Here is an 11003-nt window from a genome sequence, read left to right on the forward strand (position 1 = left end):
GACCGGATCAGTGCGTGACGCTGGGGTCCCAGCGGCTGGCGGTGATGGTGAATCCCTGGATCGAGGACAGCGGCATCATCGCCTCGTAGTTGCGCTGATAGCCGGTCTTCGTGATGCGCCAGCGGCCGTCGGATTCACGGCGATAGGTGTCGCGGTAGTACGCGGCGCCACGAATCATGATCCCGTGCTCGGGAACGATGACCGTATCCTCGAGACACCAACTGCCGGAGGCGGAATCGCCGTCCACCGCGATCTCGGGATGACTGCACACATGCGAGGTGATCATGGTGCCGGTCATCGCGCCGCTGAGATAGCCGACGATGGCGTCGCGGCCCTCGAACTGCAGCGGCTTACCGCCCGACGGCGAGCCGTAATCGGCCACCGCGTCCGCGGCGAGGGTATCGGCGAACTCGTCCCACTCCCGCAGATCCAGCGTCCGCAGATAGCGGTATTTCAACGCACGAATCTCTTCCAACGCAACCAGATCCATCGCGGTCACCTCCTGGTTTCGGCCCCGCCAGCACAATAGAACACGTTTCTGTTTCGGTCCGGGCTTTCCCGATGACCGGGACGGCCCGGACCGATTCGCCACATCAGGCGTGGGTGCCGCCGTCGATGCGCACCTCGGTGCCGGTGATGAAGGCGCCGTCGTCGGAAGCGAGCATGGCCACCACGCCGGCGACCGTGTCGGGCGAGGCGAAACCCTGGCCGAGCATCGGCATGAGCTTGGTGAACAGCGAGAAGTCGGCGTCCTCGGGCAGGCCCGGGCCGCGGCCGTCGGTCATATCGCTCGAGATCGAGCCGGGCGCCACGGCCACCGCGCGCAGGTTCTGCTTGGAGTACTCCGAGGCCAGCGCATGGGTCATCGACATGATGCCGCCCTTCGACGCGGCATAGGCGGCCATATACGGGTGCGCGAAGTAGGTGGACGTGGAGGCGAAGTTCACGATGACGCCGCGGCCGCTGTCCAGCAGCGCAGGCAGCGATTCCCGGATCATCAGGAAGGTGCCGGTGAGGTTGGTGGTGATGATGCGGTTCCAGTCCGCCAGCGGCATCTCGTGGGTGTGCGCCGAGCGGAGAATGCCGGCCGCGTTGACCAGCGCGTCCAGCCCGCCCAGGGTCTCCACGACCCTGGCGACCCCGGCCTGCACCGAGGACTCGTCGGAGATGTCGATCGTGACGGTGGTCAGCCGATCGGCGCTGCCCTTCTCGGCGGCCTGCTTCGCGGTTTCGGCCAGCCCCGCCTCGTTGACGTCGGCGGCCACCACGGTGCCGCCCTCGGACAGGATGCGATGCACGGTGGCGCGGCCGATCCCGGATCCGCCGCCGGTGATCAGAACCCGGCGGTCTGCGAAACGCTCCATTGCGAAACTCTCCTCAACTGCGATTTTCTCGTTTTGTTTGACACAGTACGCCTGAGTGACACGTTGTGCCAGAGTGACAATTCGCGCTTAGACTGTGCGGACAGGAGGTGACTCATGCCCGAGTCGAGAACCGGCCCGTCCGCCCCCGCATCGCCGCGCCCGAACCTGGCCGCGCGGCGCAAGTCGGCGACCCGGATGGAGATCGCCCACACCGCCGCCCGCTTGTTCGCCGAGCGCGGCACCGCGGCGGTCACCGCCGAGCAGATCGCCGCCGCTTCCGGCGTCGGCCTGCGTACCTTCTATCGCTATTGCCGTACCAAAGAGGATGCCGTGGAACCGATGCTGTCGGCGGGTGCGTCTCGCTGGCTGGACATCCTGGGCGACGGACCGGACCGATTGCCTACGATCGCGGAACTGGAGACCGCCGCGATCCGTGCCCTGAACGTGGTGGACCGCGACGAACTCGACATCACCCGCGGCCTGTTGCGCGCGATGGCCGACGATTCGGCCCTGCGCGCGGTCTGGTTCCGGGTCAACCTCACCGGTGAGCACGCCCTGCTGGAGTTGCTGACGAAACTGTCCCCGGACACCGATCCGCTGCGCCTGCGCACCCTGGCCGCCGCGGCCGCCGGCGCGATCCGCATCGGACTCGAGCAATGGGCCGACGACGACGGCCCGGTGGCACAGCCGGGTAGTGTTGCCGAAACATCCTCGGCCGCAGCGCGAACCGGTACGCGAGCGGGCGGACCGGCTCCCCTGGTGGTCAGATGTATGCGCGAACTGACCGCCGGCGTCTACGCACAAGCCCCTGCGGACACGACAACGGGCTGAAAACGGCCACGGCGCCGGACCGCGCGATCCGCCCACGGCGACGTGCCGGCCTGCGCCGATCCGCCGCACGACAGGTCCATGAACTCCGCCGGAGAGATCCGTCAATCGACCTGTGCGGCATCATGTTTCAGCTTGCGCCAACCGCCCGCGCGATTGTTCGCGATGATCTGCCGCAGCATCGCCGAGAGCGCGGGGGCGTTGATCGTCTCCCCCTCGCGAATCGCCACGGTGCGCGCCGTCGTGTTGTCGTGACCGCCCGTGATGATGCCCTCGGGATCGGGCACCATCGCCCCGTCGTAGAGGAATATGTCGACGTGCGTCTTCGTCGCCAGAAGCGCGCAGATGTTGCCGTCGAGGACGAAATACGGTCGCACTCTGCGCTTTACGGTCTCGGCGACATCCCGGTCGGCGGCGTGGACGAGTTCGCGCACCTGGCGGCAGATATCACGCTGCCACGCCGGTAGCGCGTCGATGTAGGCGTCGACGCGCGGATCGGCCACGTAGCTCACCATGCCGGACTCCTGGCGGAGGTCAGCTCTTACCGGACTTCGCTCCGGACTTCTTCTCGGACTTGGCATCGGACTTACCGTTCGCCTTCTTACCCTTCGGCTTCTGGCCGTTCGCGGAAGCGTCGAGCGAGCGTTCGGCCCCGGATCCGGCCACCGCGGCGACGAGCAGCCCGGACTCGTCGGCATCGACGCGCACGGTGTCGCCCGGGTTCAGCTCGCCACCGAGCACCAGCCGGGACACCTGATTCTCCAGCTGCTTCTGCACCGTCCGGCGTAGCGGGCGAGCGCCGAATTCGGGCTGATAACCATTCTCCGACAACCAATCCCGCGCCGCGTCGGTGACGTCGAGTTCGATGTCCTGGGCGCGCAGGCGGCGCCGGGGGCCGTCGAGAACCAGATCGACGATGCGGCGCAACTGTTCCTGGTCGAGCCGGTGGAACACGATGGTCTCGTCGATGCGGTTGAGGAATTCCGGCCGGAAATGCTGTTGCAGCCGCTCCATCAACCGCGGGGTGATGGCGTCGAGCTCCGCCGAAGTGGCCTTCAGAATCAGATCCGAACCGATATTGCTGGTCATGATCACGATGGTGTTCTTGAAATCGACCGTGCGCCCCTTGGCGTCGGTGACGCGCCCGTCGTCGAGCAACTGCAGCAGCACATTGAAGACGTCCGGATGAGCCTTCTCCACCTCGTCGAACAGGATCACCGAATACGGCTGGCGGCGAACCTTGTCGGTGAGCTGTGCGGCATCCTCGTAGCCCACATATCCGGGCGGTGCGCCGACCAGCCTGGACACCGTGTGCTTCTCCTGGAATTCGCTCATATCGAATCGGATCAGCCGGTCCTCGTCGCCGAACACCGCCTCCGCCAGCGCTTTCGCCAATTCCGTCTTGCCCACACCGGTCGGGCCGAGGAACAGGAACGAGCCGATCGGACGGTTCGGATCCTTCATCCCGGCGCGGGCGCGGCGCACCGCCTCGGCGACGGCCACGATCGCCTCGTCCTGCCCGATCACCCGCTTGTGCAGCACATCCTCCAGCTGCAGCAGGCGCTGTCGTTCCTCGACCGTCAACTCCGACACCGGAATTCCGGTCTGCTTGGACACCACCTCGGCGATGTCGTCGAGAGTGACCGTCGGCGCCTCGTCGGCGGTGATGTGGCCGACCCGTTCCTCGGCGGCGGCGATCTCGCTCTTGAGTTCGTCCGCCCGGGCGTAGTCCTCGGCCGCGACGGCGGCATCCTTCTCGCGCTCGAGGCGCGACAATTCCTCCTGTGCCGCACGCAGATCCGGGCCCGGCATGCGGGTGCGCAACCGGACCCGGGCGCCGGCCTGGTCGACCAGGTCGATCGCCTTGTCGGGCATGAACCGGTCGGTGATGTAGCGGTCGGACAGCTCCGCCGCGGCGACCAGCGCCTCGTCGTCGTAGTGCACCTGATGGTGCTCCTCGTAGACGTCGGCGAGTCCGCGCAGGATTTCGATGGTGTCCGCTACCGACGGTTCCGGGACCAGCACCGGCTGGAAGCGGCGCTCCAGGGCGGCGTCCTTTTCGATGTAGCGCCGGTATTCGTCGACGGTGGTGGCGCCGATGGCATGGAGTTCGCCGCGGGCCAGCGCCGGTTTGAGCAGGTTGCCCGCGTCCATCGAACCCTCGCCGCCGGTGCCGGCGCCCACGATGGTGTGCAACTCGTCGATGAACAGCACCAGTTCGTCGGAGTGCTCGCGGACCTCGTCGAGAATCTTGGTCAGCCGCTCCTCGAATTCGCCGCGATATTTGCTGCCCGCCACCAGCGAGCCCACATCGAGGGCCACCACCCGCCGGTCGGCCAGGGTGCTGGGCACATCGCCGTTGACGATGCGCTGCGCCAGGCCCTCGACGATCGCGGTCTTCCCGACACCGGGGTCGCCGATGAGTACCGGATTGTTCTTGCGCCGCCGGGAAAGGATTTCCACGGTCTGCTCGATCTCCTCGGCGCGGCCGACGACCGGGTCGACCTTGCCCGCGCGGGCCTCGGCGGTCAGATCCCGGCCGTATTCGTCGAGCGTCGGTGTGTCGGTGGGCTTCTTCTGCCCCTCGGCGACGGGCAGTTTTGCACCCGAAAGAGACTGCGCGGCAGGACTTTCCAGATTGTCGGCAATGCCCAGCAAGATATGCTCCGGGCCGATGTAGCTCGATCCCGCTTCGGCGGCGTTGCGCTGCGCGGTGCGCAGGGCCAGTTTGGCGCCGGGGCCCAGGACGACTTGGCCGCCCGCGGTCGCGGTGGCCTCTCCGCTGCCGGCGGCACCGCGCATCTGCGCGGCGACCTGGTCCGGATCCCGGCCCAGCTGGGCGATGATCCCGCGCGACGGTTCGACCTGGGTGGCGGCGTAGAGCAGATGTTCGGCGGTGACCTCCGGATTACCCCAGTCCTGCGCGGCCGAGCGGGCGATCGCGATCAGCTCCTTGGCGCTGTCGCTGAGCAGCCGGCCCAGATCGATGCGCTGTACCGGTGGCTGCGCGGCCATCCCGGGGCCGAAGAAGCGATTGAACAGATCGTCGAAGGAGTTGAACGAACTGGGCCAGGCAGCGGTCATGTCCACACCTCGTATCTCGGAATCTCGTCGTCGCAGCGGCGAGCGAACGGACAGCTACGGTCCGCACCGCCGCACTCACCTCAGAACCACTCCGAAACGGTCGGGTCCAACCGTACTCCCGGCCGTCGTTTCCGTGGAGGTCACCGAAGCATCCGTTACTTCCCAGCGATCCGCGTGGAAGTTTCCGGCGATCCATCTGCCGGGAAGTGGGTATCGATGGGAGCATGGGCGCGTCCGGCGAAGATCACGACCGATCGCGCACCGATACCCGGCGGGATTCGACACGTTGATCTTGCCGCGGTGCCACACTCGAAGATGGTTGGGCTCGAGGAGGAACTGTGACTACAGCACCATCTCGCGGCGCCGCCGAGATCGAAGCCGCAAGGCCTTATCCCCGGCGGATCGCCCCGAAGGGTTCGCAGCTCTGGACGATCGTCACGACGACCGATCCGAAGCTGCTCGGCATGATGTACATCGTCAGCTCGATGGCGTTCTTCCTCGTCGGCGGGCTGATGGCGCTGCTGATGCGGGCCGAGCTCGCTCGCCCGGGTCTGCAGTTCCTGTCGCCGGAGCAGTTCAATCAGCTGTTCACCATGCACGGCACCCTGATGCTGCTGTTCTATGCCACGCCCATCGTGTTCGGCTTCGCCAACTGCATCCTGCCGTTGCAGATCGGCGCGCCCGATGTGGCCTTCCCCCGACTGAACGCGCTCAGTTATTGGCTCTATCTCTTCGGCGCCACACTCGCCACCGCAGGATTCGTCACACCGGGCGGCGCCGCCGACTTCGGCTGGACCGCCTACACCCCGCTGTCGGATATCGTGCACTCCCCAGGTGTGGGCTGCGATATGTGGATTCTGGGTCTGGCCGTCTCCGGCCTGGGCACCATCCTCGGCGGTGTCAACATGCTCACCACCGTGATCGTCCTGCGCGCGCCGGGTATGACCCTGTTCCGGATGCCGATCTTCACCTGGAACATCGTGGTGACCAGCGTGCTCGTCCTGATGGTCTTCCCGATCCTCACCGCGGCGCTCATGGCCCTGGAATACGACCGCCGTCTCGGTGGCCACATCTACGATCCCGCCACCGGCGGCAACCTGCTCTACCAGCACCTGTTCTGGTACTTCGGCCATCCCGAGGTGTACATCATCGCCTTGCCGTTCTTCGGCATCGTCACCGAGATCTTTCCGGTGTTCAGCCGCAAACCGATCTTCGGCTACACCGCCCTGGTCTACGCGACGATGAGTATCGGGGCGCTGTCGGTGGCGGTGTGGGCACACCACATGTTCGCCACGGGGGCGGTGCTGCTGCCGTTCTTCTCCTTCATGACCTTCATGATCGCCGTCCCGACCGGGGTGAAATTCTTCAACTGGATCGGCACGATGTGGAAGGGCCAGCTCACCTTCGAAACGCCGATGCTGTGGGCGCTCGGATTCCTCGTCACCTTCCTGTTCGGCGGCCTGTCGGGCGTCATCCTCGCCAGCCCGCCTCTGGACTTCCACGTGACCGACACGTATTTCGTTGTGGCGCATTTCCATTACGTGCTGTTCGGGACGATCGTGTTCGCGACGTTCGCCGGCATCTACTTCTGGTTCCCGAAGATGACCGGCCGACTACTCGATGAACGCCTGGGCAGACTGCATTTCTGGACCACCTTGCTGGGCTTCCACACCACCTTCCTGGTGCAGCACTGGCTGGGTGCGGAAGGAATGCCGCGTCGCTATGCCGACTATCTGCCCTCCGACGGATTCACCACGCTCAACACCGTGTCCACCATCGGTTCGTTCATCCTCGGTTTCTCGATGATCACCTTCGTCTGGAACGTGTTCCGCAGCTACCGCTACGGCGAGGTGGTCACGGTGGACGACCCGTGGGGGTACGGCAATTCGCTGGAGTGGGCGACGACCTGCCCGCCGCCCCGGCACAACTTCTACGAGCTGCCCCGGATCCGGTCGGAGCGGCCGGCATTCGAGTTGCACTATCCGCACATGATCGACCGCCTGCGCGCCGAATCGCATATCGGCTGGGGCGCCCCGCATGCGGAGGTTTACGAGACCGCCCCCGCCGAACAGGAACGGGCCTAGATCGTCGGGACCGCCGGTGGCGGCAGCGGTTCCAGCGGGCCGAGCCTGCGATGGACCACGTGCTGCTGCACGAAGGTCCAGGTATTGCTGGTCGCGAAGTAGACCAGGATGCCGACCGGCATCACCAGGCCCGCGACCAGTGTGCCCAGCGGAAACAGCCACAACGTCATCGCGTTGATCAGCCGCATCTGCGGGGTGATCTCGAGCTGGCGAGCGATCGACGCCCGCGCGGTGCAGTGGGTCGCGACGGCCGCGATGAGTACCAGCGGGATCGCCACGACGGCCACCGACGCCACGCTGTCGGTGGAGGTCAGCGTCGCCGACAGCGGTGCGCCGAACAGATCGGCGTGCAGGAACGACCGCACCTGCTCCGGTGCGAACACGTAATTCGCGGTATCGGCGTTCTGCGCCGCGGACATCGCCGTGGTGTTTCCGAGGAACGGCACATACGAGCCGCCGCCGGTGCGGTCGAAGGAATGCAGCACATGCAGCAGTCCCAGGAACATCAGCAGTTGCACGAGCACCGGCAGGCAGCCGCTGAGCACGTTGAAGTTGTGCTGCTGCTGCAATTTCCGGGTCTCGACGGCCAATCGCTCGCGGTCGTCGCCGCATTCGGCGCGCAGCTGCCGCATCTTCGGTTGCAGAACGGCCATCGTGCGGGAGAACCGGACCTGAGCGAGGAACGGCCGATACAGGGCGGCGCGCAGGGTCACCACCAGCATGACGATCGCCAGGGCCCAGGACAGGCCGCTCGCGGCGCCGAACAGGACGGCGAATCCGGTGTGCCAGAGCCAGAGAACGGCGGCGACCGGGTAGTACACGAAATCGAGCATGGGATATCACCTCACTTCGAGGCACCCGTGAAGGTACGGGCGAGTGAACAGGGGCGGCTGGACAGCTGCGCGTTCACTGCGGCCGGCTGGGAGCACCGGCGTGGGTGACGCGCGATCAGCTCCAGCGACCCGGTGCCCTGGGCCGCACCCGGCCCGCCGTATCCGGATTGCTCTGTCGCAGAAAAGATCCCCGCCGCCGCTGCTGCGCCGACACGGGTGGTCCACTGCTGACACCGATCGGCTGCAGTCGCACCCGGCTGGAGTAGGCGGCGACCACCGCCAACGCGAGAACCGCCGCGGCGGCAACCGCCAGCAGTGAATTCGGTTCGCCCGCAGGCATGATCGTGGCGGCGACCACGGACAGTACGAGGGCGCACAGCATCAGCGCCGTCGAACGGATCCGCATCACCATGACGATCAGGGTACCGAACGGCACGGCGCACCGAGCTGAGCCGACGGCCTGGTGTCCGGGCACAGGGACCGACGGCAGACCCGGCAAAACGCCCACAGCGAACCAAGCACTTGCTAGTGTCGGAGCGATGATCTCGACGATCGTCTGGGGTACGGGCAATGTCGGCCGTGCCGCGATCCGCGCCGTGCACGCGCACCCCGAACTGGAATTGACCGGGGTGCTGGTGCACGATCCGGCCAAGGTGGGGCGCGATGCGGGCCGGCTGGCCGGACTCGACCACGACCTCGGTGTCGCGGCCTCGGCCGATGTCGACGCCCTGCTGGCACGCCATCCTCGCGCGGTCGTGTACGCGGTGTCCGGCGATATCCGGCCCGACGACGCCCTGCGCGATATCGTGGCCGCGATCCGCGCGGGCGCCGTGGTCGTCACCCCCGCCCTCTACGCGCTCTACGATCCCCGCAACGCTCCCGCCGAGGTGCGCGAGCCGGTGCTGGCGGCGATCGCGGCGGGCGGTGGTTCGCTGTTCGTCTCGGGTATCGATCCCGGGTGGGGCAACGATGTGCTGCCGCTGCTGGTGAGCGGGCTCGGTCACCGGGTCGACACGATCCGCTGCCAGGAGATCTTCGACTATTCCACCTACGACCAGCCGGATTCGGTGCGCTACCTGGTCGGGATGGGACAGCCGATGGACTACGAGCCGCCGATGACCGCGCCCGGCGTCCCGACGATGGTGTGGGGCGGTCAGATTCGCCTGATCGCACGCGCCCTGGGCGCCGAACTCGACGGCATCCGCGAGACGCTGGACCGGCGTGCCCTCGGCACCACGGTGACCACCGCGGCGATGGGTGACTTCGACGCGGGCACCCAGGGTGCGGTGCGGTTCGAGGTGCAGGGCATGGTCGGCGGCCGGCCGCGCATCGTGATCGAACACGTCACCCGCATCCACCCCGACTGCGCACCCGACTGGCCGCGCCCGCCCGACGGCGCGGGCGCGCATCGCATCATCGTGGAGGGCGATCCGCGCATCGAGGTGACCGTCGAGGCCGAGACCGAGGGCGGTAACCGCGCGGCCGGCGGAAATGCCACTGCCGTCGGCAGATTGGTCAACGCCATCGACTGGCTGGCCGCGGCCGAGCCCGGCCTCTACGACGCCCTCGACGTCCCCTTGCGCCCCGCGGTCGGCAGATTCGCGAGCGACCCATCCGAAAGGACACCGCAATGAACATCGACATCCCCGAGGGGACGGATCCGATCGGCTACGTCTGGGGTGAGATGGTGCCGGGGATCGGGCCCGCCGCCTCGAAACTGTCGCTGGCGGTCTACTCCCACAGCACCCTCGGACTGCGAGAGTTCGAGGCGGCGCGGCTGCGGATCGCACAGATCAACGGCTGCCTGTTCTGTCAGGACTGGCGCACCGAGCGCGACGGGCAGAAGGTGGAGATCGGCTTCGAGCAGGCCGTCACCGATTGGCGCACAACCGATTCCTTCGACGACCGAACCCGGCTGGCCGCCGAATACGCCGAACGCTACGTCCTCGACCACCACAATCTGGACGACGAGTTCTGGGCCCGGATGCGTGCGCACTACAGCCAGGCCGAGATCGTCGAGCTGAGCATGTGCATCGGTTCGTGGCTGGCGTTCGGCCGGCTCAACCGCGTCCTCGGACTCGACACCGTGTGCGTGCTGCCGGGCCACTGAGGGTCCGGGCGCTGCCCGGGGGTGCTACTGCTCGGGCGAGGCCGTCACTGTTTGGGCAGGGCCCCGGCCATTCCGCCGACGTCGGTCACCTTCCAGCCGCTGCCGGGATCGACGTCGACCGTGTAGGTGACGGTGGTCTGCGCGCCCTGCGGCGTCTGTGCGCTGGTGGAGTTCACGTCGAGGAAGACGTCGACCTTGTAGACGCCGTTCTCGTTGCTCATCACCTTGGCCGCGATCGGCGTCGCCGACGACGTCCACTTCAGCGGGACCAGGATCTCCTGCAGTTTCGGTGCGGTAGCGTCGAATTTCCCGGCCAACTGCGGCGAGGTGCCGGCCTTCAGCTTGCCGATCCACGCGCCGACGTTCCGGTAGTCGATATTCGAGGCGCCGACCGCGTAATCGGTGGCGACCTGCTCGGCATGCTGCTGCGCGGCCGCCCGGTCGTCGCGGTCGCGCAGATCGCCGCGCGCCGACAGCCACAGCGATCCGAAGACCGCGGCCGGCGCGATCAACGCCACGCCGGCCGCCACGGTGGCGACGGTCGACAGCCGGATCGACAGTGTGCGAGGCGTTTTCGTGGTCTGCGCGGTGGTCTCGGCTGCGGTTGTCTCGGCAGGCGCGGCCGCGGAGGACTCGGCCTCCGCGTCGACTGCCCGCTTCGGTTCGGTACCGATGTCGTTCGACATGGCGTCCTCCTTCT

11 protein-coding genes are annotated in these 11003 nt (G+C 67.1%); 4 read left to right on the top strand and 7 right to left on the bottom strand.

The window, feature by feature from the left end:
* Positions 1-7: 7 nt before the first annotated feature.
* Together NN2_RS09080 and NN2_RS09085 are read right to left on the bottom strand one after the other, a co-directional pair.
* Positions 8-490, bottom strand: a complete 483-nt coding sequence (locus NN2_RS09080) for a nuclear transport factor 2 family protein (RefSeq protein WP_030516069.1) — start codon at positions 488-490, stop codon at positions 8-10.
* Positions 491-593: 103 nt separating this feature from the next.
* Complete coding sequence (locus tag NN2_RS09085; protein ID WP_063012157.1) at positions 594-1364, bottom strand: SDR family NAD(P)-dependent oxidoreductase; 771 nt, start codon at positions 1362-1364, stop codon at positions 594-596.
* 114 nt (positions 1365-1478) lie between these two features.
* Between NN2_RS09085 and NN2_RS09090 the strand changes: the two genes are divergently transcribed.
* Entirely contained in the window at positions 1479-2195 is a 717-nt protein-coding gene (locus tag NN2_RS09090) for a TetR/AcrR family transcriptional regulator (protein WP_063012159.1), read from the top strand.
* 101 nt (positions 2196-2296) lie between these two features.
* Here NN2_RS09090 and NN2_RS09095 read toward each other — a convergent pair whose 3' ends face one another.
* On the bottom strand, positions 2297-2707 hold the full coding sequence (locus NN2_RS09095; protein WP_218022013.1) for a DUF1801 domain-containing protein: 411 nt from the start codon (positions 2705-2707) through the stop codon (positions 2297-2299).
* Positions 2708-2726: 19 nt separating this feature from the next.
* Positions 2727-5276, bottom strand: coding sequence for an ATP-dependent Clp protease ATP-binding subunit (locus NN2_RS09100; protein WP_063012161.1), 2550 nt, complete (start codon positions 5274-5276; stop codon positions 2727-2729).
* 338 nt (positions 5277-5614) lie between these two features.
* On the opposite strand from NN2_RS09100, the gene ctaD reads away from it, so the two are divergent.
* Complete coding sequence (gene ctaD, locus NN2_RS09105) at positions 5615-7360, top strand: aa3-type cytochrome oxidase subunit I (protein ID WP_082856844.1); 1746 nt, start codon at positions 5615-5617, stop codon at positions 7358-7360.
* Here the strand turns inward: ctaD and yidC are convergent.
* Both yidC and NN2_RS09115 read right to left on the bottom strand, forming a co-directional pair.
* Entirely contained in the window at positions 7357-8193 is an 837-nt protein-coding gene (yidC, locus tag NN2_RS09110; protein ID WP_063012163.1) for a membrane protein insertase YidC, read from the bottom strand. The two genes, ctaD and yidC, sit on opposite strands and share 4 nt — an antisense overlap.
* A 115-nt stretch (positions 8194-8308) precedes the next feature.
* On the bottom strand, positions 8309-8605 hold the full coding sequence (locus NN2_RS09115) for a DUF6412 domain-containing protein (RefSeq protein ID WP_063012305.1): 297 nt from the start codon (positions 8603-8605) through the stop codon (positions 8309-8311).
* A gap of 127 nt (positions 8606-8732) precedes the next feature.
* Here NN2_RS09115 and NN2_RS09120 point away from each other — a divergent pair, with 127 nt between their 5' ends.
* Entirely contained in the window at positions 8733-9827 is a 1095-nt protein-coding gene (locus tag NN2_RS09120; RefSeq protein WP_063012165.1) for an NAD(P)H-dependent amine dehydrogenase family protein, read from the top strand.
* The gene (locus NN2_RS09125) at positions 9824-10303 is read left to right on the top strand and encodes a carboxymuconolactone decarboxylase family protein (protein WP_063012167.1); all 480 of its coding nucleotides are present in this window, start codon (positions 9824-9826) and stop codon (positions 10301-10303) included. The genes NN2_RS09120 and NN2_RS09125 overlap by 4 nt, the downstream gene beginning before the upstream one ends.
* A gap of 44 nt (positions 10304-10347) precedes the next feature.
* Here NN2_RS09125 and NN2_RS09130 read toward each other — a convergent pair whose 3' ends face one another.
* The gene (locus tag NN2_RS09130; protein ID WP_063012169.1) at positions 10348-10989 is read right to left on the bottom strand and encodes a hypothetical protein; all 642 of its coding nucleotides are present in this window, start codon (positions 10987-10989) and stop codon (positions 10348-10350) included.
* Positions 10990-11003 lie beyond the last annotated feature (14 nt).

Origin of the sequence: Nocardia nova NBRC 15556 (assembly GCF_001613005.1) — a bacterium.
GTDB classification, from domain to species: Bacteria; Actinomycetota; Actinomycetes; order Mycobacteriales; family Mycobacteriaceae; genus Nocardia; species Nocardia nova.

What these genes read in the sequence shown, in the direction of transcription:
- NN2_RS09100 (WP_063012161.1), bottom strand. Translation starts at nt 5,276, where the DNA reads ATGACCGCTGCCTGGCCCAGTTCGTTCAACTCCTTCGACGATCTGTTC.
- NN2_RS09120 (WP_063012165.1), top strand. Translation starts at nt 8,733, where the DNA reads ATGATCTCGACGATCGTCTGGGGTACGGGCAATGTCGGCCGTGCCGCG.
- NN2_RS09125 (WP_063012167.1), top strand. Translation starts at nt 9,824, where the DNA reads ATGAACATCGACATCCCCGAGGGGACGGATCCGATCGGCTACGTCTGG.
- NN2_RS09115 (WP_063012305.1), bottom strand. Translation starts at nt 8,605, where the DNA reads ATGGTGATGCGGATCCGTTCGACGGCGCTGATGCTGTGCGCCCTCGTA.
- NN2_RS09085 (WP_063012157.1), bottom strand. Translation starts at nt 1,364, where the DNA reads ATGGAGCGTTTCGCAGACCGCCGGGTTCTGATCACCGGCGGCGGATCC.
- NN2_RS09080 (WP_030516069.1), bottom strand. Translation starts at nt 490, where the DNA reads ATGGATCTGGTTGCGTTGGAAGAGATTCGTGCGTTGAAATACCGCTAT.
- NN2_RS09130 (WP_063012169.1), bottom strand. Translation starts at nt 10,989, where the DNA reads ATGTCGAACGACATCGGTACCGAACCGAAGCGGGCAGTCGACGCGGAG.
- NN2_RS09090 (WP_063012159.1), top strand. Translation starts at nt 1,479, where the DNA reads ATGCCCGAGTCGAGAACCGGCCCGTCCGCCCCCGCATCGCCGCGCCCG.
- yidC (WP_063012163.1), bottom strand. Translation starts at nt 8,193, where the DNA reads ATGCTCGATTTCGTGTACTACCCGGTCGCCGCCGTTCTCTGGCTCTGG.
- NN2_RS09095 (WP_218022013.1), bottom strand. Translation starts at nt 2,707, where the DNA reads ATGGTGAGCTACGTGGCCGATCCGCGCGTCGACGCCTACATCGACGCG.